We start from the raw sequence: 22,731 nt of genomic DNA, 5'->3' as shown, positions 1-22,731 counted from the left end.
GAAGCGATCCATCAGGCGCTTTCGGCAAATGGCGAAGTCTGGCCGAGCCAGACGGCGCAGTCTGTAAGGGCGCGCCGCGCGATCAGCTGCCGTTTCATGATCGTCTTGTCCTTGCCGCGGAAACGCTTGACGCCTTCGGGCTTGACGATCGAACCGGGTTGGAGCTCCGGAAACAGCCCGAAATTGATGTTCATCGGCTGAAACGAGCGTTTGCCCGGCTCCTCGTCGGTGACGATATGTCCGCCGGTTATATGGCCGAGCAGCGCGCCGAGCGCCGTCGTTGCCGGCGGCAGCGAGATTGCCTCGCCCTTGCGTTCGGCGGCGGCGAAACGGCCGGCCATCAGCCCGACGCTGGCGCTTTCCACGTAACCCTCGCAGCCGGTGATCTGGCCGGCAAAACGCAGGCCTGGCCGCGATTTCAAGGTTAGCGACGGGTCGAGCAAAGTGGGGGAGTTGATATAGGTGTTGCGGTGCAGGCCGCCGAGGCGGGCGAATTCCGCATTTTCCAGCCCCGGGATCATCCGGAAGATTTCCGCCTGCGCGCCATATTTCAGCTTCGTCTGGAAGCCGACCATATTGTAGAGCGTGCCAAGCGCATTGTCCTGGCGCAGCTGAACGACGGCATAGGCCTTGACTGTCGGATTATGCGCGTTGGTCAGCCCCATCGGCTTCATCGGTCCGTGACGCAGCGTCTCGCGGCCGCGTTCGGCCATGACCTCGATCGGCAGGCAGCCGTCGAAATAAGGCGTGCCTTCCCATTCCTTGAAACCGACTGCGTCACCCGATATCAGCGCGTCGACGAAGGCATTGTACTGCGCCTCGTCCATCGGGCAATTGATGTAATCCTTGCCGGTGCCGCCGGGGCCGACCTTGTCGTAGCGCGACTGGTACCAGCAGATATCCATGTCGATGCTCTCGCGGTAGACGATCGGCGCGATGGCGTCGAAGAAGGCGAGCGAATCCTTGCCGGTTTCCGCCTGGATGGCGCTTGCGAGCGACGGCGCCGTCAGCGGCCCGGTGGCGACGATGGCAAGATCCCAGTCAGCAGGCGGCAGGCCGGTGATTTCCTCGCGTACGACGGTGATGAGCGGGTGGTCATCGATTGCCTTGGTCACCGCTTCGGAGAAGCCGTCGCGATCGACGGCGAGCGCGCCACCGGCCGGAACCTGATGCCGGTCGGCAGTGGCCATGATCAGCGAGCCAGCCATGCGCATCTCGGCATGGATGACGCCGACGGCGTTGCTGGTCGCATCGTCGGAGCGGAAGGAATTGGAGCAGACCAGTTCGGCAAGGCCGTCGGTTTTATGCGCATCCGTGCCGCGTACCCCGCGCATTTCATGCAGGATAACGGGGACGCCGGAACTGGCGATCTGCCAGGCGGCTTCCGAGCCGGCGAGCCCGCCGCCGACGACGTGGATGGGGGAATAGGAAGAGATCGTGTTCATCCCGGGCTGATATCATGTCGGCAGGTGCGATCCAACACCCCGGAATCAAAAACGGCGCCTTGCGGCGCCGTCTTTTGAGCATCACGCTCGCTACTAGCGGGCCGTTAACGGCCGGCTAATTAGCGAAACGAGCGGGATGCGATATTGCGGATGTCGTAACGGCTGACGCCGATATCGGACAGGGTCTGGTTCGAAAGGCCGCCGAGTTCGTTGAGCGTACGGCGGTAGCTGAGCCAGCTTTTTGCAATGCGGATCGGGTTCATTGTCTTTTTCCTCAAACATATGTCCGCTGGATGGCGGGATCGCCTATCTCTCTGCGGTTGATGTTTATATAGGCGAGAACCGTCTTATTGTGCAGTGCAAATAATTGGCGTCTGCCATGCAATTGTGCAATGTGATGCCCGCCAATTAAGCGGTGAATATTTTTTAAGCGGGCTAACGAGCCGGGAAAACATGCAACCGCCGCGGCAGCTGTATGCAGACAAAAGAAAACGCCCGCTGTGGGTACAGCGGGCGTTTCAACCGAGGACGATCCTGCTTGGGAGGAGCAGCGGATCGCCTGGAATTAGCGGGCAGAAGCCTCACGGGCAACGCGATGGATGTCCGAACGGTCGATGCCGAGGTCATGCAATTCGCGGTTGGTCATGCGGCCAAGTTCCGTGACTGTCTGACGATACTTGCGCCAGTTATTGAAAGAGCGAGAGAAGTTCATGTTAAGCCCCTTTCTGAGGGTTTCATCTGCCAGCAGCCACCGATCGGCGCTGACCTCTATTTGATGACCAGAATATATGTTGCGGCGCAAAAGACTAAAACAGCCAAGTTTTCAGATCACCTATGCGACTGATGCAATGCTTTGGGGGTATTTGACGCAGGCTCGCCGCTTTTTGGTCAACGAATAGGCAGAATGATTTTAAAGGGATCAATCTGGCTAGGTGCTCGAAACAGGTGCCGCTGCTCAAAAAGGCTTCTCCCTCCGGCGGTTCTGCCCGTGCATCCGCTCCACCGAGGCATTTCGCTCGCATCGAAAGCCGCCCGCTTGTCCGCAGCGTCGGCGGGAGCGGTGTGACAGCAGTGCGGCACGACGGCGCCAAGCGGCGGAAAACCTGGGTCGCCAATGCTTTAATTGCATTTTTGCTCAACAAAAACGCCCACCGGGGGAGGATCCGGCGGGCGCATTATGGTGACTGGCAACTGGGAGGAGGAGTGTTACCAGCCTATCATAGCGCGCTGGGAGGAGGAGTGCGCAGCTACGAATATCGTCACGGACAAAGAGATCCGAGGGCGTCCGGCAGAGCCGGGCAGGGGCGCCATCCCCGTGCTTCGATGTCTTTATAAATAGTATGACTAATGATTATTTTGCAGTGCAATAATTTCATGAGTGGTTTGCAGTGGGTGCATACCTCTCCGTCCATATGCTTATATTAGCGCTTCTGGCGTTATCGGCCAGTTAACGCGCGATACAAGTTAGACCAATGAGGAAGTTGTATTTTGTCGCAGGGGCGTTTGCGAAGCCCCATGCTGAGTCTATAACGGCATAGGCCGCAGCGCCGCAGTCGGCATTGCGGAAATGAGGGGTGGAGCATGTATCGCGGCAGATTGGAGCGGGATCTCTCGCTCTGGGTGGGCAAGGGCCTGCTGGGGCAGGAAACGGCAGGTGCGCTTCTCGCCGAATATGACAGCCGCCCGGCAAGCTTCAGCCTCGGCAGGGTGCTGATGGCGCTGGCGGCGCTGCTGCTGGCAGCCGCCATCCTGCTGGTCGTCGCCTCCAACTGGGAGGCCATTCCGCGCCTCGTCCGCGTCGGCGCCATCCTGGCCCTGATCTGGGTGGTGCACATCGCCGCCGCCCGGATGCTCGCCCGCGGCGCGAGGGCGGCGGCAAGCGGCCTGCTGATCATCGGTGCGATGAGCTTCGGCGGCGCCATTTCGCTGGTCGGGCAGATGTATCATCTCTCCGGCGACGAGCAGACGGTGATGTATCTCTGGTTCGCCATCGCGACGATCTCGGCAATTCTGTTCCGTTCGGGCGCGGTGGCCGTCGTTGCCGGCTTCCTCTCCTGGGCGTCCTTTGCCGTTTATCTCGAGAATTACGACAGCCATTGGATCGGGCTCGATCCCTGGATGGCGCCCGTCATGGCGGCGATCGTCATCGGGCTGGTGCGGTATACCGGCGCCGAACGGGCCCGCCATCTCGCCTATCTGCTGCTGATCGGCTGGCTTGCCTGGCTCTATGCGCTTTATGAGGAGATTGCCGTGGCGCTCGCCTTCGCAATCGGCGGCATGGCGGCCTTTGTCCTGACGGCGTTGCCAACCCGGCCTGTTGCCTCCCTGGTCAGGAGCGCCGGTGCGGCCCCGGCCTTCTATAGCTTCCTCGTCGCCGCGATCGGCTTCCTGCTGCTGCATATCGAGATCGAGGACGGCTGGCGGTTGGTGGTGCTCGGGGTGGCGACGCTTGGCGCTTCGGTGCTGGCGATCGCTCTGCATGGCAGGGACAACGGCGCGGTGCGTTATCTCGCTTATACGACCTTTGCCGCCGAGATGCTTTATCTCGCCTCCGTGACTGTCGGATCGATTCTCGGCACGTCGAGCCTCTTTCTCTTCTCCGGTCTCTTCGTCGCGCTGGTTGCGTGGATCGTCATTCGTCTCGAACGGCGCTTTTCGGCCAATGCACAGGGGGAGCGCGCATGAACTCGCTGATGGCAAGGCTGCAGTCCGGCAGGGGCTATCTGTTTTCGGCAATCATCGTCGCCGGCCTGCAGACCGTGATCCTCGGCACGATCATCCAGAGCCGGGCATCGATCCTCAACAATGGCGCCGAGGTGCTGCTGAAGACGGCGCCTGTCGATCCGCGCGATTTTCTGCGCGGCGATTATGTCGTCTTGAACTATGATATTTCCTCGGTGCCGGTGCAGACGGTGTCCGGCGGTATCCCGGCAGAGCCCGGCGAGCGCACTCTATGGGTTCGGTTGAAGAAGCAGGAGGACGGTTTCTGGACAGTGGCCGAATCGTCGTTTCACCAACTGCCGCCACTGCCGGAGACCGTGATCCTGCGCAGCCAGCCATTCTACAGTGGCGGATTTGCTGCCGGCGACAGCATCCGTGTCGAATACGGCATCGAGCGCTATTATGTTCCCGAGGGCGAGGGCAAGCCAATCGAGGAGGCCCGCAATGATGGCAATGTCGCCATTTCAGTGCGTGTCTCGCCGGCCGGCAGCGCGCAGATCCGCAGCCTAGTCGTCGACGGCAAGCCGGTTTACGACGAGCCGCTCTACTGATCCGGCGGCAGCTCGGAAGAGGCCGGCCTGCGGGCCGCAAATCCCCTGTCATTTGCCGTTCATTTTTCCTTTGCCTCGACCAAATCGGGTGATATAGAGACGCCGCGCTCCGGAAGGCCTCATGCGCAGGCATAGGCATGCGGTTCTGTGGACGCGGGTATGGTGAAATTGGTAGACACGCCAGATTTAGGTTCTGGTGCCGCAAGGCGTGGGAGTTCAAGTCTCTCTACCCGCACCAGGCTGTTTGCAGGGGGAGACTAAGAACTTAGTTGTCCCCGAATGACGAAGGTTGTTCCGAATACTCGGAAGTGAGTGCCGTTCCCCGTTTGGCGGAATGATACAGGAATTGGGAAAAGCCACGCGCGGCACGCTGCCGGCGTCGTGCTCATCGAAACGAACGGCGTCTGGGCACGGCCGCCACGACATGAAGGTAGGAAGACATGCAGGTTATCGAAACGCTCGCTGAAGGGCTGAAGCGCGAAATCAAGGTCGTTATCCCGGCCAAGGACATGCAGGACAAGATGGATCAGCGTCTTGCCGATGTGAAGGACAAGGTCCGCATCAACGGCTTCCGTCCGGGAAAGGTACCCGCTGCTCACCTGAAGAAGGTCTACGGCAAATCGATCATGGCCGAGCTCGTCAACGAGATCGTCCGCGAGCAGCCGGCCGCCATCCTCTCCAGCCGCGGCGAGAAGTCGGCCACGCAGCCGGAAATCGCCATGACCGAGGACAAGGACGAAGCCGACAAGATCCTCGCCGCCGAGCAGGATTTCGAATTCACGCTCTCCTATGAAGTGCTGCCGCCGATCGAACTGAAGTCGGTCAAGGGCATCAAGGTCACCCGCGAAGTCATCGACATCGCCGACGACGAAGTCACCGAGCAGGTCCTGAAGGTTGCCGAAAGCGCCCGCGCTTACGAGACCAAGACCGGCAAGGCCGCTGACGGCGACCGCATCACCATGGATTATGTCGGCAAGGTCGATGGCGAAGCCTTCGAAGGCGGCACCGACCAGGGCGCCGAACTGGTGCTCGGCTCCGGCCGCTTCATCCCGGGCTTCGAAGACCAGCTCGTCGGCGTCAAGGCCGGTCAAGAGAAGACCATCACCGTGACCTTCCCGGCCGACTATCCGGCCAAGAACCTCGCCGGCAAGGAAGCCACCTTCGACGTATCGGTCAAGGATGTTGCAGCGCCTGGCAAGGTTGAGATCAACGACGAACTCGCCTCCAAGCTTGGCATCGAATCCGCCGATCGCCTGAAGGAAATCGTCCGCGGCCAGATCGAATCGCAGTACGGTTCGCTGACCCGCCAGAAGCTGAAGCGTCAGATCCTCGACCAGCTCGACGAGATGTATAAGTTCGAAACCCCGGCCTCGCTGGTCGATGCCGAATATAACGGCATCTGGAACCAGGTGAACAACGACCTCGCTCAGTCTGGTAAGACCTTCGAGGACGAAGACACGACCGAAGAGAAGGCACGTGAGGAATACAAGACGCTCGCCGAGCGTCGCGTCCGCCTCGGCCTCGTTCTCTCCGAAATCGGCGAAAAGGCCGGCGTCGAAGTCACCGAAGACGAGATGCAGCGCGCCATCTACGATCAGCTGCGCCAGTATCCGGGCCAGGAAAAGCAGATCCTCGAATTCTTCCGCAGCCAGCCGGGTGCCGCCGCTTCGATCCGCGCGCCGATCTTCGAAGAGAAGGTCATCGATCATCTGCTGACCGAAATCGACGTCACCGACAAGAAGGTGACCAAGGAAGAACTGCTCGCCGAGGAAGAAGGCGAAGCGAAGGCCGAGACCAAGAAGGCTGCCCCGAAGAAGAAGGCTGCCGCCAAGGCCGAAGCTGCCGACGCCGGTGAAGGCGACGAAGCCGCTCCGAAGAAGAAGGCTGCTCCGAAGAAGAAGGCAGCTGACGAAAGCGCAGAATAATCGCTTCTCAGTTCTGAACTCTGCAAGGCCCCGCCATCGTGCGGGGCCTTTTGCTATCTCGACCGCCTCCTCGATTATTGAGATTTATTCACGGCAACAACAAATAGTTGCAATGAAGTATAATTCGATGCAGATTTCATTGACGGTGGGAGGACCGGACAATGACCGTAAAAGATGACATGAAGAAACGCGTGGAAGAAATCTACGCTGTGCGCGACCGAGGCGATATCGAGGGCACGCTGGCGCTGATTGGTGAGGATTGCACCTTCCGGATGGCCGGCAATACACGGTTGGCGCCTTTTTCAACTGAAGCCGGCGGCCATGCCTTTCGGCAAGTGATAGAGCAACTCATCACTGTGTGGGATCTATCCAAGGTCAGTACAGCCGGCATCTATGTGGACGAGGACGAGCATATGGTCTTCGCCCATCGCGAAGGTGAGGTCAGGCACATCCCATCGGGTGTGAGCTTCTATACGGAATTCGTCGACAAGATCCATTTCAAGGATGGGAAACCGGTCAAGATCGTCGAATTCGTCGACACGCTGCAAGTGGCTGAGACCACCCGGATCATCCAGTTCGCTTAAAGCCGCGGAGCTGATAAAGCATGTCGCGCAAAGGTGTGCCGCGGTTTTCCCAGGCAAAGCGCGGAGCGCTTTTGCGGCAACGACATGCATCAAAGCAAAGAGCTAAAGCCCGTCGCATGAAACAAGTTCGATGCGACGGGCTTTAGCGCGAATTGCAGCTCAATGCCGCGTCAGCTCCGCGACTTTCCTCACATGGCTGACGGCCGCAGCGCCGCCGGCTGTTTTGGTAAAGAGGCTGAGTGTCTCTTCCTCGTCATCGGCAACCGGCGTCAGGGCCTGATCCATATAGGTCTTCGACTTTGCTTCCCTTGAAATCAGGAATGCCGAAATCGTCAGGCCGATGATCGTGCCGGCGAGCGAAGCATGTTTTCTGAAGGTTTCCCAGGCAAAACGCGGCCAGAAGACCAGCGGATTTTCGCGCGGCAGATCCGGGCGCCGCTCTGAAGGTGTCTTCAGGCGCAGGAGACCGCTCTGCAGCGGATGCACGTTTTCCAGCGGCACGGTGGTTGCGAAAGAGACGAGAACCTTGACGAGCCTTGCGAGCGGAACCCCGGTCGCCACAGCCCGGCGCAGCAGCGTCTTCATATGATCAGGCGAATAATAGAGCGACCAGGCCTCGTGGTAGATGTCTTCCCACTCCTGCTTGCTCATCTGCGGATGCGCGGTGCAGACGTGCTCGACATCGTAGATGTTGAGATCGGCGTCCATCTCGACGCCCTTCTTCCACAGCACCTGATGGTCCTCGGAGCCGGGCAGCGGCGTCAGGATGAAGAATTCGATGACGTCGAGCGGCAGCTCTTCCTGGATGATCGCGATGTCGCGGCGGATCGACTCCGGCGTGTCGGCCGGGAAGCCCAGGATATAACCGGCGAGCGTCATGATGCCCTGCGCCTTCCAGGCGAGCAGCATCTTGCGATATTCGGTGATCTTGTTCTGGTTCTTCTTGGCGGCGGTCAGGTTGTTGGGATTGACGTTTTCGAGGCCGATGAAGACGCGGGTGACGCCGGCGCGCCTGGATTTCTCGATGAAATTGGGGATCTTGTGGCAGAGCGTATCGACTTGGATCATCAGGCCGAGCGGGATGCCGTCCCGCTCCTTGAGCTCGATCAGCCGGTCGAAGATCGCTTCCCAATCCTTGTTGCGGGCGAAATTATCATCGGTGATGAAGAATTTGTGGATGCCCTGCGCCCAGTTCATCCGCACCAGCTTTTCGACGTCGTCGGCCGAGCGGAAGCGTGACTTGCGCCCCTGCACATTGATGATGGTGCAGAACGAACACTGATAGGGACAACCGCGCCCGGCATCGAAGCTGGTGCTGAGCCCGAGCGTGCGCTGGATATTGTCCTTCGGCAGGAAGGGAACCGGCGTGCCGCCGATGCCGGGGAGGTCGTTCATGAAATTGTAGAGCGGCTTCAGCTCGCCGTTTGCCGCGTCGCGCAGCACCATATCGAGCCGGCCCTCGGCCTCGCCGGCAAACATCGAAATGCCCATGTCGCGGCAGGCGTCGAGCCCGACCGCCTTGCCATCCAGCATCGACAGGCAGCCGGAAACATGGAAACCGCCGATGGAAACCGGCAGGCCGGCATCGCGGAACGGCCGGGCGATATCAAGTGCGCGCGGATACTGGTTGGTCTGGACGCCGACGAGCGCGATCATGCCGAAATTGTCGTGGCGCTTGAACTGTGCGAGCAGTCCGGCGACATCGATCCGCGTATTGGTCTCGTCGATCACGGTGATATCGATCGCGGTATCGGGCCCGAGCACCTTGCGCTCGGCGCATTCGGCGGCGATGCCGTAGAGAGCGGCGAGTGAATTGGAGGGAATCATCGCCCGCCACCAGCGGATGACGTAACCATCATCGTCATAATGCGACGGCTTGATCAGGATCAGCTGAAAACGTCGGCGCGCAGCTTCCAAGACATGGGACAAGAGTATCTATCTTTCTTCAGAAGCTTTTGCCGGAGCAAAATAGTGTTGAAGGCATATATCAGGCATCACGTATAAATGCGATTCAGGCGGTCAAACTAAGGCGTAAAACGCGGCAATGCACGCAAAACGCTACGCACGGCAATTCCTCAATATACTACCCGATATCGAGCAGCAATGCGCGGTGGTCGGAGACCTCGGGTGCCTCGACCACCTCGAACCTGGCAATGTTCACCCCCGGTGTCACCAGCATGTAATCGGCAAAGCGGCCCTGCTTCAGATAGTAGGAGGTGCGCGTGTCTACAAGGCTGTTGCCGGTGACGAGATCGGAAAGTCCCAATCTGGCGAGAATCGGAAAGGTCGTGCTGTCGGGCAAGATGTTGAAATCGCCGCAGACAACGAGCCCTTCGTTGCCCGGCCAGATGCGCTCGATGAGCGCAACCAATGCCGCAGCCTGCTCTTCGCGCGCCGGCGTGTCGCTCTTGCCGGCGGGATCCCGCAGGCCATGCATGTGGGCGATGGTCAGGCTGGAAGCGTGCTCATGGCTGAAGACACGGATGCAATGGGCGTTCCGCGGACGCGGATGTTCGCCCCAGCCATTGGTGGAAAAACTGCCATGCACGAAGTCCAGCCCCTGGGCGATGACCGAATGCGATTTGCGCACGAAGGTCGCCAACCCGAATTCGGCGGCAATGGCGGTTTCGCCGTTAAACAGCTCGCCTCTCGATGTCGGGCAGAAGAAGCCGTCGTGGCCGGGCAGGGCGGCGCCGATCTCTGCAAACAGATTGGCGCGCTGCGGCAGCTCCAGCCCCGCATCCCGATAGATCGACCATCCCTCATCCGCACCCGGCGCCCGCAGCACCTCCTGCAGGCACAGCACATCTGCATCGGCCTGGCTGACATAGTCGATCAGGGGCTCACGCAGCCTGCCGCCCCAGGCGTTCAGCGAAATGATGCGCAATGCGGTTCGGCTCCGTTGTTAGCGGCCGGATTTAGACAGCGGTTCTGCCGTCCAAGCGATGCGTTTAAAGTTCCGACTTGATATCGCCCATCCGGTTCCAGGCATCGAGGCCCGCGATCTTGTAGGCTTCGGCAAGCGTCGGATAGTTGAAGGTGTTTTCGACGAAATATTCGACCGTGCCTTTGAGATTGAGCACCGCCTGGCCGATATGCACCAGCTCGGTGGCGCCTTCGCCGACGATATGCACGCCGAGCAGGCGGCGCGTCTTCAGCGAGAAGATCAGCTTCAAAAGCCCGGTGTCGAGGCCCATGATATGACCGCGCGAGGTCTCGCGGAAGCGGGCGATGCCGCATTCATAGGGAATGCCGCGCTCCTTCATCTCTTCTTCGGTCAGGCCGCAGGTGGAAATCTCCGGCACGGCATAGATCCCATAGGGGAAATATTTCGGCGGCTCCTTGGCGACCGCTCCGATCGCGACGCGGGCGGCGATGCGGCCCTGTTCCATCGAGGTCGAGGCAAGGCTCGGAAAGCCGACGACGTCGCCGGCGGCATAGACGTTGGCAACCGATGTCTGGAACGTTTCCGGATTGACCTTGAGACGGCCGCGGCTGTCTGCTTCGAGGCCGATGGCCGGAAGGTTCAGCGCGTCGGTTGCGCCCATGCGGCCGGCAGCAAACAGCACCATGTCGGTCGTCAGGCGCCGGCCGCTGTCGAGCGTCAGTTCGACCTTGCCGTCTTCAAGCGTCTCCACTTTGTCGGCCTTCTGGCCGAGCAGCAGCTTCATGTTGCGGTCGCGCAGCTGGTAGGTGAAGTCCTCGACGATTTCCTTGTCGATGAAATCCAGCATCGTCGCCTTCGGATCGATGACGGTGACGGCCGTGTCGAGCGCGCTGAAGATCGTCGCATATTCGATGCCGATGACGCCGGCGCCGATGACGACCATCGAGCGCGGCAGTTCCTGGATATCGAGCAACTCGTCGCTGTCGAGAACGGTCTTGCCGTCGAAGGGGATGTAATCCGGGCGGAACGGCTTCGTGCCGACGGCAAGCAGCACACTGGCGGCGGTGACCTGGGTGATCTCGCCGTCATCCTTGACCACCTGCAGCGTCGACGCATTGATGAAGCTCGCCTTGCCGCGAATATGCTGCACGCGGTTGCGGGCGAACTGGTGTTCCAGCACCTCGACCTCGTGGTTGAGCGTGATCAGCAGGCGGCGGCGCAGATCATCCGCACTGATCTCTTCCTTGACGCGGTAAGACCGGCCGTAGAAGCCGCGTTCGCGCCAGCCGGAAAGGTTGAGCGCGGTCTCGCGCAGCGTCTTGGAGGGGATCGTGCCGGTATGCACGGAGACGCCGCCGACGCGTTTTCCCTGCTCGATGACAAGCACTTTCTTGCCGAGTTTCGCAGCCTGGATCGCGCCGCGGCGCCCTGCAGGACCGCTACCAACCACAACGAGATCGTACTGAAGCATCACCTGGCCCCGAATTGGAAATGGAATCATTTACGACGCAAAAATGTCGCCCGTCTATCGGTAGCCGGTCAATGTTACAGATTGTTTTACGAGCGCCGATTCAGCCGGCCCTGTGCTTTTCAGATCAGCGTCAGGCCTTTCAGGCTGACATGGCCGACATAGGTGTGGTTGAAAGACCGTTTTAAGCTGTAGAGCCGCGTCACCCCAAGGTCCATGCGCGCGAAGTTCTAAACGGTCGGGATGATCTATCCGTTCGAGCGGGCTATTCCTGATACCTCAGCGCCTCCAGCAACAGGGTAAACGCGGGCGACGGATGCCGGCGTGAAGGATAGTACAGGTGATATCCAGAAAACGGTTGCGACCAGTCTTCGAGCACCTGCACCAGTCGGCCGCTATCAAGGTGGTCTTGGACGACGTCTTCGTGGATGTAGGTGAGGCCATATCCGTCGAGGGCTGCTTTCACGATCTGTGGGACGCCATTGAAGGCCACTTGTCCATTCACCCGGACACGCACCTCATGGCCGTCGCGTTCAAACTCCCACGGGTAGAATCCGCCGTAACTGGGTAAGCGAATGTTGATGCACCGGTAGGCCGTCAGTTCCTGCGGCGACGTCGGCGGCGGCTGGTCCTTGAAGCAGGAGGGCGCTGCCACCACGATCATCCGTGCCAGCGGGCCGATGCGGACGGCGATCATGTCCTTCTCAACCTGGTCGCCGAGCCGAACGCCGGCATCGAACCGCTCGGCGACGATGTCCGTCAGCGCCGACTCTGCGACCAATTCGACCTTGATGTCGGGATAGTCGCGAAGAAATCCCGAGAGCTTCGGCCATAGGATGGTGTCGATCGCGTGTTGACCCGACGTAATCCGGAAGCTCCCCGCCGGCTTGTCCCGAAACGCGCTGAGCGCAGCCAGGCGGGCTTCGATCGTACCCAACGCAGGGGCCACGGTCGACAATAACTGTTCGCCCGCATCAGTCAGTGCGAGGCTTCTTGTCGTCCGGGTCAACAGCCTGACTCCCAGCCGCTCCTCCAGGCGCTTGATGATGAGACTGAGCGAAGACTGCGACGTCCCGAGCCGGGCCGCCGCTCTGGTGAAGCTCTTCTCTTCGGCAACAGCGAGGAAGGCCATCAGGTCGCCCAGTTCTTCGCGACGCATTTATTGATCTCCGATATAGGTTCAATCTTATTTTAGCGTCTAATCGAAATAAATGTCAGCTACTATATTGCCTTTAGATGGCCGCATGGATGCAGCCGCATATTCAGAGGCGGACCGATGGCTTGGTCAGAATCCGAACTTGCACAGATCGCTGAGAGCGACGATCTGCACATCTCTCCCTTTCGCGGCGATGGGACGACCTATGGCACTCCAACCTGGATCTGGTCCGTCGTCCTGGATGGAGAACTCTACGTCCGCGCCTATCATGGCCAGCGATCGCGATGGTATCAGGCAGCGGTCAAGCAGAAGGCCGGACGGATCACTGCCGCCGGAATAACCAAAAACGTCGTATTCGAACCCGTCGAGGGTGCGATCAACGCGGCGATTGATGATGCATACCGGAGCAAATATGCAACGAGCTCGTATCTCCGCTCCATGATTGGCGAACGCGCCAGATCAGCCGCTGTCCGGATCATTCCGCTCGAACCGGAGGGCTGATCTCGCCGGCGACTGTCGTCGTTCCAGGCGGGACGGACAGGCAACCGGACCGAAGCTAGATTTTAAATCACTCGATTGGAGGATATCGTCATGCAGAAACGCAAACTCGGCCAGGGTCTGGAAGTTTCGGCGCTGTCGCTCGGCGCAATGGGATATGGCAAGGCCCGCGAACTGCCGGACAGGGCGGAGATGATTACCCTCATCAGGGCTGCCGTCGAGCGCGGCATGGATTTCTTCGACACGGCGGAAGTCTATGGCCCTTTCACCAACGAGGAGATGGTCGGCGAGGCGCTTCAGCCCGTTCGGGACAAGGTCAAGATCGCCACCAAGTTCGGCTGGGATGTCGATCCCGATACTGGGGTTCATCACGGTGGTGTCAATAGCAAGCCCGACCATATCCGTCGGGCTGTGGAAGGCAGCCTCAAGCGCCTGCGCACTGACCACATCGATCTTCTCTACCAGCACCGCGTCGATCCGGAAGTGCCGATGGAGGATGTGGCAGGCGTGGTGAAGGATTTGATCCGAGAGGGCAAGGTCCGCTGGTTCGGTCTCTCGGAGGCCGGGCCGTCGTCGATCCGTCGTGCCCATGCCGTCCAGCCGGTGGCGGCGCTGCAGAGCGAATATTCGCTCTGGACACGCGAGCCGGAGGCGGAAATTCTCCCGACACTCGAAGAGCTCGGCATTGGCCTCGTACCCTTCAGCCCGCTCGGCAAGGGTTTCCTTACCGGCAAGATCGCCGTGGACACCACGCTCGATACCTCCGACATGCGCAACTCTATCCCGCGCTTCTCCCCAGAGGCCCGCCAAGCCAATCAGCGGCTCGTCGACCTCATCAAAGTCATCGGCGAAAGGCATGGTGCAACCCCCGCGCAGGTGGCACTGGCATGGCTGCTTGCGCAAAAGACCTGGATCGTTCCGCTCTTCGGCACCCGAAAACTGGAACGCTTTGAGGAAAATGTCGGGGCGCTCGAGGTGCAACTGACGGCCGAGGATACCGGCGAAATCCAGGCCGCCGACATCCGGATCGAAGGGGAGCGCTACCCTGAAGAACATCTCCGCCGGGTTGGCCTCTAAAGCATGTCGCGCAAGAGTGTGTGAAGCGGTTTTGCGACAACGACATGCGCAAAAACAAGGCGTTAAAGCGCGAGGAGCGAATCTGAAAGATCGCGACGCGCTTTAGCCCGCGGGCCAATAAGGCGGCACGCTCTTCCACTTGCCAGGTGAACGTTAGCTTCACAGCGAAGCAAAAGCCAATGCGATCAGGGCCGAGATATCAGGGATCGAAACGCTTCGGCAATTCGATAGCAAGTGCGTCTATCGCCAGTCGCGATCGCAGCGGCAGATATTGGGTGCTTGGCCAGACCGCATAGCACTCCATCGTAGCGCTTGGGCGGTCTCCCCACAGTTCGACAAGATCCCCCGCGCGCATGCGGTCCCGGACCAGCCAATGGGGAAGCCAGGCAAGTCCCATGTCATCGACCGCGGCATCGGCGATGACTTCAAGGTCGTCGAAACGTAACCGGGAGGTGACGGAGATATCGATGAGAGCCCCGGTCGTGTCAGGAAGCTGCCAAGCGAGGCCGTGATCGCCCCGCCAGTAGACGAGCAGGTCATGGTCTGAGAGGTCTGCGATGGAGCGAGGTTCCCCGCGTGCGGCAAGATAGGCAGGTGAGGCGCATAGCACCTTGCGCTGGCTGACCAGCCGCCGGGCGTGTAGCGAGGTTCCGTTGCCAAGGGCGCCGTTGCGCACGGCAAGATCAAAACCGTCTGCGATCAGATCGATCTGCCGGTCATTGAAGCTGAGTTCCAGTTCGAGCTTCGGATGTTGGCGAGCATAGGCGCGTAAAATCGGCGAAGCGCAGTAGCGGCCGAACAGAACCGGAAGCGAGACGCGGAGTCTGCCGACGACCTCGCGTCGGCCAGATTCCAGGAGAGACTCACCGGCACGCAGTTCGTCGATGGCACGAATGCAACGCTCGTAATATTGCTGGCCATCCTCCGTCAGGCTTTGCGTGCGGGTCGTCCGGTGAAACAGCCGGACACAAAGGCGCTCCTCCAGACGTGCAATCGCTTTGCCGACCGCGGAGCGCGTCAGCTTCAGCCGGTCAGCCGCTTTTGCAAAGCCGCCCGCTTCGACCGCCTCAACGAAGATCTGCACACCATCGAATCTGTCACGCACGCCGGGCAGCCTCCCGAATAGCAAATTCACTGATTGTAGAATTTTAGGAACCAAAGAAGTGAAAAATGATTTCTAATGGTCTTGCGCATTCTACGATACAACCGCTGCGAAGCAAACGATATTTTCGAGGCCGTCGCTGACTTTGGGTCGGCGTCCTCCTTTTGTCGGGCGCAAATCTCGTCAATGGAAGGGCGTAGAATGCTGATATCGATCGTATATGACAGCGGTTATGGCCATACCGCGCGCGTTGCCGAAGCGGCGGCCGAGGGCGTGCGGGAGGTCGACGGCACGCAGGTCAAGCTCATCGCTGTCTCCGACGGTTCGGTAGACTGGGAGACGCTCGAGAAGAGCGATGCGATCGTCTTCGGATCGCCAACATATAACGGCATGATCAGCGCCAGGCTCAAGCAGTTTTTCGAGGAGTCCACGAAGGTCGCATGGACACAGCTGAAGTGGCGCAACAAGATCGCCGCCGGCTTCACCAATTCTGGTGCGCAGCACGGCGACAAGCTGAACTCGCTGGTCTCGATGGCGCTCTTCGCCGCCCAGCACGGCATGATCTGGGTCGGCCTTGACCTTATGCCGGGCAATAACAGCAGCACGTCGAGCCCCGATGATCTGAACCGGCTCGGGAGCTGGCTCGGGGTGATGACGCACGCGAATGTGGATCAGGCGCCTGACATCGCGCCGCCGGACAGCGATCTGCGCACCGCACGATATCTCGGCCGCCGCGTTGCAGAGACCGCCGGCCGGTTCAAGCCCGCTTAATTCATCTTACCCAATCAAGGAGCTAGCCCCATGAAACTGCTTTGCCTCGACGTCCCCCAACCCGGCGCCACGATGGAACAGTACCAGCCGCACATGCAGGACGAAGCCCGCCACGCCTGGCAGATGTACAAGGGCGGCACCATTCGCGACATCTATTTCCGCCAAGACCGTCCCGGCGTCGCCATCATCGCTGAGGCCGAGTCCATCGAGGCCGCCAGGAAGGCGCTCGCCGATTTCCCCCTCGCCAAGGCCGGGCTCATTGGCTGGGACGTTATTCCGCTCGGTCCCTTTCTGAACTGGGAAGCGCTGTTCGCTTCCGGAAACGCCTGAGACTGAGGCTCGCCAAACCGGCTCCCGGCTGCGCTCGGGAGGCGTGGTCGGGTCCAGCGGACAAAGCAACGGCGCCAGGTGCGAGAATAGGGGGCCAATCATGAAAGTAATGGGATTTTCAGCTCAATCGGCCACTGGTCCGCTCGAACAGTTTGCGTTCGAACGGCGTGCACCGCGTTCGGACGACGTCGTCATAGACGTCCTCTTCTGCGGCGTCTGCCATACGGACCTGCACCTTGCCCGCAACCATGGCGGCTTCACGACCTATCCGATCGTCCCTGGTCACGAGATCGTCGGCCGCGTGCGCGAGGTCGGGACGGGCGTTTCCCGCTTCAAGAGGGGCGACCTGGTCGGCGTCGGCTGCATGGTCGACTCCTGCCAGCACTGCAAGCCTTGCCTGAAGGGCTGGGAGCAGGATTGCGTCGAGGGCTCGACCTACACCTACAATAGCGCCGACCGACAGGATGGCAGCGTGACCTATGGAGGCTATTCGGATTCCATCGTCGTGCGCGACAAGTTCGTGCTGTCGATGCCGGACGGGCTCGATCCGGCCGGCGCGGCGCCGCTCTTGTGCGCGGGCATTACCACCTGGTCGCCGCTGCACCGCTGGAATGTGGGCAAGGACAGCAAGGTCGCCGTGATCGGTCTCGGCGGCCTTGGCCACATGGCGTTGAAGCTCGCCAAGGCGCTGGGCGCCGACGTGACGCTGTTCACGCGTTCGGCCGGCAAGGAGAAGGATGCTTTCCGCCTTGGTGCCGATCATGTGGTGCTATCGGGTGATCCGGAGCAGATGAAGGCTGTCACCGGTCGCTTCGATGTCATCATCGACACCGTCCCCTATGATCATGATGTCAACCCGTACATGCCGACGCTGGCGCTCGAGGGCGTTTTGGTGCTTATCGGCTACATGGCGCCGCTCAGCACGCCGGTGAATGCCGGCGGGTTTGTGCGCGGTCGCCGGGCAATCTCCGGATCGTTCATCGGCGGTGTGCCCGAAACCCAGCAGATGCTCGATTTCTGCGGCGAGCACGGCATCGTCTCCGACGTCGAGATCATTCCCATCCAAAAGATCAACGAAGCCTTTGAGCGCATGTTGAAGAGCGACGTGAAGTATCGCTTCGTCATCGACATGACTTCGCTCAAGCCCTGAGGAACAACACAATGGCAGAGAACATCAAACCCATCCTTTGTGTGGTCACCAGCCACCCGATCCGCGGCGACAGCGGTGAGCCGACCGGCTTTGCGATGGTCGAACTCACCCATCCGCTCGAAGTCTTCCGCAACGCCGGCATCCCGACTGAAATCGCCTCGATCCGCGGCGGACATCCGCCGATCGACTTCTTTGACCTCACCGATCCGGTCAATGAGCGCTTCTGGAAGGATCGCGAATTCCGCGACACACTCGCCCACTCTCTTATCCTGAGCGAGATCGATCCGTCGCGCTATTCGGCGGTCTTCTTCGCGGGCGGTCATGGCACGATGTGGGATTTTGCCGACAGCTCCGCCGTCCAGCGCGTCATCCGGGAAGTCTATGAAGCCGGAGGTATCGTTTCAGCGGTCTGCCACGGCCCTGCCGCTCTGGTGAACGCGACACTTTCCGATGGTAGTTATCTCGTCGACGGCAAGAATGTGGCCGCCTTTACCGACGAGGAGGAGGCGGAGGTGAAGTACACGCACGTCGTGCCTTATCTGCTCGCCACCACCCTCAAGAAGCGAGGCGCGCATCACCGGTCGGCGCCGAATTGGGCCGAGAATGTCGTGACCGACGGGCGCCTGGTCACCGGCCAGAATCCGGCCTCCGCGCATGGTGTCGGCCGGGCTGTCGTCGATCAGCTTACCGCGAAGTCCTGAACAATAATGTCTGCGCCCACTGTCCTTGGGCGGAGCGGACCTTCCGCGGGCCTATCGTTTCGTGGATGAGCAACTGATCCTCACATCGATACGAGATGATGAAAGCTGGCGCGTCGTCTGGGCCCGTCGGTGAGAAGGCGGCACCGAGTTTACTGGCTTACATTCGAGGATTTCAAAGATGAAGATTATAGGGATCGAGGAGCATGTCCTCCCAGATGAAGTCAGGCAGGCCTGGACCACGATCCCCGGCGCGGATGACGGAACGCTTGGTCTCAATCCGGGCGTGCTCGGAGAGCGCCTTGCCGATCTTGGTCAGGGCCGGCTCGCCCTGATGGACGAGACGGGCGTCGACGTTCAGGTCCTATCGCTCACGACCCCCGGCCTGAACAACCTTGGCCGCCATGGCGTGGACCTGGCGCGCCGGTCGAACGATCTGCTGGCGGAAACGGTCGCCGGAAATCCGGACCGCTTCCAAGCGCTCGCCGCGCTGCCGTCCGCAGAACCTGAGGCGGCGGCTGTTGAACTGAGACGAAGCGTCGAGGACCTGGGCTGCAAAGGCGCTGTCCTCTACGGTCGCGTCGGCAGCAGGAACCTCGACCACGCGACGTTCGAGTCGACCTTTGCCTGCGCGGCAGATCTCGGGGTCCCGCTGTTGATCCATCCGCAGATCCCGCAGACCAGCGTGCGCGATGCCTACTATTCTGGGTTCGACGCGCCGGTTGATCTCGCCTTGTCCACCTTTGGTCTCGGATGGCACTATGAGGCCGGCGTACAGTTCATCCGCATCGTTTTGACCGGCGTTTTCGACCGCCATCCCAAGCTGCAGGTGATCCTTGGCCATTGGGGGGAATTGGTAATTTTCTATCTGGAGCGGTTGGCCATGCTCGATCGGGTGGCTCGCCTTCAGCGCCCATTCGAGGAGTATGTGCGCAACAATCTCTACCTGACGGCAAGCGGCATGTTCAGTCCCGCCTATTTGCAACGGGCGATCGAAGCAGTCGGACCAGACCGCATCCTGTTTTCGACGGACTATCCTTACCAGTATCGGCCGGGGGCGGACGCGCGGCGTTTCCTGGATAGCCTGTCGCTCGATGAGGCGGACAAGGCGAAATTCGCTCATCGGAACTGGAACCGTCTTGTAGGCGCACCGTAGTTCATTTCCATAACCTTGCTATCGACGGAGTCCGTCACTTCGCACTGGCGTGACAGGAAATCTCGGCAAGTTTGAACGACCGCCGATTCAGCCGGCCCTGCGCTTTTCAGATCAGCTTCAGCCCCTTCAGGCTGACATGGCCGTCCTTGCCGATGATGATGTGGTCGTGGACGGTGATGTCGAGCGCCTTGGCCGCATCGATGATCACTTTGGTCATGTCGATGTCGGCGCGCGATGGCGTCGGGTCGCCGGAGGGGTGGTTGTGGACTAAAATCATCGCCGTTGCCGAAAGCTCGAGCGCGCGTTTGACCACTTCGCGCGGATAGACCGGCGTGTGGTCGACCGTGCCGCGGCCTTGCACCTCATCGGCGATCAGCACGTTGCGCTTGTCGAGGAAGAGGATGCGGAATTGCTCGCGGGTCTCGTGGGCCATGGCGGCATGGCAATACTGGATCACCGATGACCAGGAGGAGAGCACCTGCTTGTTCCTGAGCTCGCTCTTCAGGGTCCGCTGCGCCACGGTCGAGATCAGCTTCAGGTCGAGCGCCACGGCCTCGCCGACACCCTTCACCTCCGTCAGCAGCGCCGCAGGCGCGCCGAAGACGCCGGAGAGCGAGCCGAACCGTTCGATCAGCGCCTTGGCGATCGGCTTGGTGTCGCGCCGCGGGATCAGGCGGAAAAGCAGGAGTTCGAGGATTTCGTAATCGGCAAGCGCGGCGTCGCCCTGCTCGCGGAAGCGGTCACGCAGCCGTTCGCGATGGCCGTGATAATGTTCCTGGCCGGCGAGCGAGGCGGGGAGGGCCGTCTTGGCATCCGGCACGGACGGTTTTTGCGGGCGTCCGCCGAAGAACGAGCGTTCGTCTGCGGCAACAGGCTCTTCAATGGCAAAAGGGAGCTCGTCGTCGGAAGATGTCGCAACAGGCCCCTTCGCCATCGCATCGTCACCCGGCAAACGACGGCAGGCCGGGGCGGTCGAGCCCGCCTGGCGACAGGGTGAAGATCTCGCAGCCCTCGGAGGTGACGCCGACGGTGTGTTCGTACTGCGCCGAAAGCGATCGATCGCGGGTCACCGCCGTCCAGCCGTCGGCCAGCACCTTCACATGCGGCCGGCCGAGATTGATCATCGGCTCGATGGTGAAGATCATGCCCTCGCGCAGCTCCGGCCCTTCGTTGGCGCGGCCGTAATGCAGGATATTCGGCGAATCGTGGAACAGTCGGCCGACGCCGTGGCCGCAGAAATCGCGCACCACCGAACAGCGCTCGGCCTCCGCATAGGTCTGGATCGCCTCGCCGATCGCGCCGGTGCGGGCGCCGGGCCGGACGGCGGAAATGCCGCGCATCAGGGATTCATAGGTGACCTCGAGCAGTCGCTCGGCGGCGCGCTTGATCGTGCCCACAGGATACATCCGGCTGGAATCGCCGTGCCAACCGTCGAGCACGAAGGTGACGTCGATGTTGACGATATCGCCTTCGCGCAGCGGCTTGTCGTTCGGAATGCCGTGGCAGACGACGTGGTTGATCGAGGTGCAGGTCGATTTGGTGTAGCCGCGATAGTTAAGCGTTGCCGGGTGGGCGCCGTGATCCATGCCGAAATCGAAGACGAACCGGTCAATGTCGTCGGTCACCAGGCCGGGCTTGACAATGTCGGCCAGCGCATCGAGGCAGCGCGCCGTCAGCTGGCATGCCCTGCGCATGCCCTCGAATGCTTGCGCGTCGTAAAGCCGGATGGCGCCCGTATTCTTCGAGGGCGCGGAAGAGGCTTCGATATAGTTCACCATTGCAGGGCCTTAGCGGAGAATATTAGAATTGTTCATAATGCAGCTATGCCGGGTTCGTCCATCGCGATCAACAGCCGCGGCGAGATTTCTGAAAGGATATGGCCCGCCTTCCGCACGTCGGTTGATAGCGAGTTCGATGGTCGCGGATGAATATCGGCAATCTTCTCAAGGTGATAGGTTGATAGAATGAAGCCTACGGAAGGCGGATGATTTGCCGGAGCCGTTCGGCCCACCAAGGATAATGCACGTCAATTCCGGCATGAAGCGATTGCTACCTCACCGTAGCAGGTGCGCGATTCTTGTTGCGCTCACGTTTCGCCCGATCTTTGGCTTCGTTCTGCCGATCCTTGGCAGAGATCGTCAGACCCAGCCGACGGCTTTCGGCCAACGCTTCCCGGCCGATTTGCTTAAGCGCTTCCCTGTTTTCTCGATACTTCCGCAACAGCATCGTCGATCTCCTATTCGCTACTAACATAATTCGTCACGCCGTCGGCTGCAAATCTCTCTTGTTCCAGATTCCGCCGGCAACAACGCTGGTTGCAACAGGCGGGGAGACGGCCTGTAAGCCCTGGTCGCGGGGGAGCCCCAACCACGGATCGTCCGCCGGTTCTTGTTCGCCGGCAAAATCATCTGCCAAGGGGGGAATATCCACAATCTTCCCAAGAGGATAGGATTGATTGCATGAAACCTCCCCGCTACTCACCGATTGGTGACAGCGGGGAAGGGTCGTTCGTGCTTGATGAAGCGGTAAAACTTGAAAACTTGCCTGAGGCCGGCGGCGAGCCGGAGCGGCGCGTCCGGGATCGCGGCGCCACGGAGCGCGCCATCCTGGTTGCCGCCAAGGGCCTGCTGGCCGAGGAGGGCTTCCAGAATTTCGGTATCAATGCGGTCGCCCGCCGCGCCGGTTGCGACAAGCAGCTGATATATCGTTATTACGGTGGTCTCGACGGGCTGGTCGAGGCGATCGGCGCCGATCTCGGCACATGGGTGAGGGATCGCATCCCGGAAGATGCCGGCGGCATGTTCCTGCTCACCTATGGCGACCTGATGGAGCGGTTGGCGCTTCTCCTGCTCGACGCCCTGAGGAACGATCCGCTGATGCGCCGCATCCTCGCCTGGGAGATATCTGAGAACACCGAGCAGGTGAGGCGGCTTTCCGAGGCGCGTTCGAAGGCGCTCGCTCTGTGGCTGGAGCGCATGCGCGGCTCGCTGGCACCGCCGAAGGGCGTGGATGCGGTGGCCGTCAATGCCGTCATCATCGCGGCGATCCAGCACCTCGTGCTTGCCGCCGCAAGCGGCGGACAATGCGCCGGTCTGTCGCTGAAGACGCCGAAGGACTGGGAGAAGGCGGCGACGGCGCTGAAGCGCATCGTGCGCGGCATCTACGGCTGATACCTGCCTTATCCACAGGGGGCGGCTACGGCGTTAACCTTA

The 22,731-nt window shown here is 60.7% G+C and carries 23 protein-coding genes and 1 tRNA gene; 13 read left to right on the top strand and 11 right to left on the bottom strand.

Annotation, left to right across the window (positions count from 1 at the left end; genetic code table 11):
• Positions 1 to 11: 11 nt before the first annotated feature.
• From trmFO to BBJ66_RS32915, 3 genes are all read right to left on the bottom strand, one after another.
• Positions 12 to 1,445, bottom strand: coding sequence for a methylenetetrahydrofolate--tRNA-(uracil(54)-C(5))-methyltransferase (FADH(2)-oxidizing) TrmFO (trmFO, locus tag BBJ66_RS07785; RefSeq protein WP_071086070.1), 1,434 nt, complete (start codon positions 1,443 to 1,445; stop codon positions 12 to 14).
• Positions 1,446 to 1,564: 119 nt separating this feature from the next.
• A complete protein-coding gene (locus tag BBJ66_RS07780) occupies positions 1,565 to 1,708 on the bottom strand; it encodes a DUF1127 domain-containing protein (RefSeq protein WP_003573524.1) in 144 nt (47 codons plus the stop codon).
• Between the two features lie 302 nt (positions 1,709 to 2,010).
• Positions 2,011 to 2,157 (bottom strand): DUF1127 domain-containing protein, encoded by a 147-nt coding sequence (locus BBJ66_RS32915; protein WP_003558908.1) that lies wholly within the window; start codon positions 2,155 to 2,157, stop codon positions 2,011 to 2,013.
• 869 nt (positions 2,158 to 3,026) lie between these two features.
• On the opposite strand from BBJ66_RS32915, the gene BBJ66_RS07770 reads away from it, so the two are divergent.
• The 5 genes from BBJ66_RS07770 (at position 3,027) to BBJ66_RS07750 (ending at position 7,226) form a co-directional block, all read left to right on the top strand.
• Complete coding sequence (locus tag BBJ66_RS07770; RefSeq protein ID WP_071086064.1) at positions 3,027 to 4,130, top strand: DUF2157 domain-containing protein; 1,104 nt, start codon at positions 3,027 to 3,029, stop codon at positions 4,128 to 4,130.
• Complete coding sequence (locus tag BBJ66_RS07765; RefSeq protein WP_071086062.1) at positions 4,127 to 4,717, top strand: GDYXXLXY domain-containing protein; 591 nt, start codon at positions 4,127 to 4,129, stop codon at positions 4,715 to 4,717. Before BBJ66_RS07770 ends, BBJ66_RS07765 begins: the two co-directional genes overlap by 4 nt.
• 153 nt (positions 4,718 to 4,870) lie before the next feature.
• Positions 4,871 to 4,955: transfer RNA gene (locus BBJ66_RS07760), tRNA-Leu, on the top strand.
• A gap of 202 nt (positions 4,956 to 5,157) precedes the next feature.
• The gene (gene tig / locus BBJ66_RS07755) at positions 5,158 to 6,642 is read left to right on the top strand and encodes a trigger factor (RefSeq protein ID WP_071086060.1); all 1,485 of its coding nucleotides are present in this window, start codon (positions 5,158 to 5,160) and stop codon (positions 6,640 to 6,642) included.
• A 161-nt stretch (positions 6,643 to 6,803) separates the two neighbouring features.
• The gene (locus BBJ66_RS07750) at positions 6,804 to 7,226 is read left to right on the top strand and encodes a nuclear transport factor 2 family protein (RefSeq protein WP_049734280.1); all 423 of its coding nucleotides are present in this window, start codon (positions 6,804 to 6,806) and stop codon (positions 7,224 to 7,226) included.
• 159 nt (positions 7,227 to 7,385) lie between these two features.
• Here the strand turns inward: BBJ66_RS07750 and BBJ66_RS07745 are convergent, their stop codons facing one another.
• The 4 genes from BBJ66_RS07745 to BBJ66_RS07730 form a co-directional block, all read right to left on the bottom strand.
• Entirely contained in the window at positions 7,386 to 9,155 is a 1,770-nt protein-coding gene (locus BBJ66_RS07745; protein WP_071086059.1) for a B12-binding domain-containing radical SAM protein, read from the bottom strand.
• 154 nt (positions 9,156 to 9,309) lie between these two features.
• Positions 9,310 to 10,113 (bottom strand): endonuclease/exonuclease/phosphatase family protein, encoded by an 804-nt coding sequence (locus BBJ66_RS07740; RefSeq protein ID WP_071086056.1) that lies wholly within the window; start codon positions 10,111 to 10,113, stop codon positions 9,310 to 9,312.
• Between the two features lie 64 nt (positions 10,114 to 10,177).
• The gene (gene sthA / locus BBJ66_RS07735; RefSeq protein ID WP_049734283.1) at positions 10,178 to 11,584 is read right to left on the bottom strand and encodes a Si-specific NAD(P)(+) transhydrogenase; all 1,407 of its coding nucleotides are present in this window, start codon (positions 11,582 to 11,584) and stop codon (positions 10,178 to 10,180) included.
• Positions 11,585 to 11,846: 262 nt separating this feature from the next.
• Entirely contained in the window at positions 11,847 to 12,740 is an 894-nt protein-coding gene (locus tag BBJ66_RS07730) for a LysR family transcriptional regulator (protein ID WP_071086054.1), read from the bottom strand.
• A 117-nt stretch (positions 12,741 to 12,857) separates the two neighbouring features.
• Here BBJ66_RS07730 and BBJ66_RS07725 point away from each other — a divergent pair, with 117 nt between their 5' ends.
• Complete coding sequence (locus BBJ66_RS07725) at positions 12,858 to 13,238, top strand: DUF2255 family protein (RefSeq protein WP_071086052.1); 381 nt, start codon at positions 12,858 to 12,860, stop codon at positions 13,236 to 13,238.
• A 90-nt stretch (positions 13,239 to 13,328) separates the two neighbouring features.
• Complete coding sequence (locus BBJ66_RS07720) at positions 13,329 to 14,312, top strand: aldo/keto reductase (protein ID WP_071086050.1); 984 nt, start codon at positions 13,329 to 13,331, stop codon at positions 14,310 to 14,312.
• A gap of 199 nt (positions 14,313 to 14,511) precedes the next feature.
• On the opposite strand, the gene BBJ66_RS07715 is transcribed toward BBJ66_RS07720, so the two are convergent.
• Positions 14,512 to 15,417: a LysR family transcriptional regulator gene (locus BBJ66_RS07715; protein WP_071086048.1), complete on the bottom strand. Its 906-nt coding sequence runs from the start codon at positions 15,415 to 15,417 to the stop codon at positions 14,512 to 14,514.
• A gap of 198 nt (positions 15,418 to 15,615) precedes the next feature.
• On the opposite strand from BBJ66_RS07715, the gene BBJ66_RS07710 reads away from it, so the two are divergent.
• From BBJ66_RS07710 to BBJ66_RS07690, 5 genes are all read left to right on the top strand, one after another.
• The gene (locus BBJ66_RS07710; RefSeq protein WP_071086046.1) at positions 15,616 to 16,185 is read left to right on the top strand and encodes a flavodoxin family protein; all 570 of its coding nucleotides are present in this window, start codon (positions 15,616 to 15,618) and stop codon (positions 16,183 to 16,185) included.
• Positions 16,186 to 16,215: 30 nt separating this feature from the next.
• Positions 16,216 to 16,515, top strand: a complete 300-nt coding sequence (locus tag BBJ66_RS07705) for a superoxide dismutase (protein ID WP_071086044.1) — start codon at positions 16,216 to 16,218, stop codon at positions 16,513 to 16,515.
• 100 nt (positions 16,516 to 16,615) lie between these two features.
• On the top strand, positions 16,616 to 17,665 hold the full coding sequence (locus tag BBJ66_RS07700; RefSeq protein ID WP_071086041.1) for an NAD(P)-dependent alcohol dehydrogenase: 1,050 nt from the start codon (positions 16,616 to 16,618) through the stop codon (positions 17,663 to 17,665).
• 11 nt (positions 17,666 to 17,676) lie between these two features.
• A complete protein-coding gene (locus BBJ66_RS07695; protein WP_071086040.1) occupies positions 17,677 to 18,366 on the top strand; it encodes a type 1 glutamine amidotransferase domain-containing protein in 690 nt (229 codons plus the stop codon).
• A gap of 178 nt (positions 18,367 to 18,544) precedes the next feature.
• Positions 18,545 to 19,519 carry an amidohydrolase family protein gene (locus tag BBJ66_RS07690; RefSeq protein WP_071086038.1) on the top strand — a complete coding sequence of 325 codons (975 nt, stop codon included), beginning with the start codon at positions 18,545 to 18,547 and terminating at the stop codon, positions 19,517 to 19,519.
• Between the two features lie 106 nt (positions 19,520 to 19,625).
• On the opposite strand, the gene radC is transcribed toward BBJ66_RS07690, so the two are convergent.
• From radC to BBJ66_RS34890, 3 genes are all read right to left on the bottom strand, one after another.
• The gene (gene radC, locus BBJ66_RS07685) at positions 19,626 to 20,453 is read right to left on the bottom strand and encodes a RadC family protein (RefSeq protein WP_071086230.1); all 828 of its coding nucleotides are present in this window, start codon (positions 20,451 to 20,453) and stop codon (positions 19,626 to 19,628) included.
• A gap of 7 nt (positions 20,454 to 20,460) precedes the next feature.
• Entirely contained in the window at positions 20,461 to 21,297 is an 837-nt protein-coding gene (gene map, locus BBJ66_RS07680; protein WP_071086037.1) for a type I methionyl aminopeptidase, read from the bottom strand.
• 271 nt (positions 21,298 to 21,568) lie between these two features.
• Positions 21,569 to 21,745 carry a hypothetical protein gene (locus tag BBJ66_RS34890; protein WP_184344155.1) on the bottom strand — a complete coding sequence of 59 codons (177 nt, stop codon included), beginning with the start codon at positions 21,743 to 21,745 and terminating at the stop codon, positions 21,569 to 21,571.
• A gap of 284 nt (positions 21,746 to 22,029) precedes the next feature.
• On the opposite strand from BBJ66_RS34890, the gene BBJ66_RS07675 reads away from it, so the two are divergent.
• Complete coding sequence (locus tag BBJ66_RS07675) at positions 22,030 to 22,689, top strand: TetR/AcrR family transcriptional regulator (protein WP_049734286.1); 660 nt, start codon at positions 22,030 to 22,032, stop codon at positions 22,687 to 22,689.
• Positions 22,690 to 22,731: the final 42 nt, after the last annotated feature.

It is taken from the genome of Rhizobium sp. RSm-3 (assembly GCF_001854685.1).
In the GTDB taxonomy this organism is placed as follows: Bacteria; Pseudomonadota; Alphaproteobacteria; order Rhizobiales; family Rhizobiaceae; genus Rhizobium; species Rhizobium ecuadorense.
This window is presented reverse-complemented; position numbering and strand designations above follow the sequence as displayed.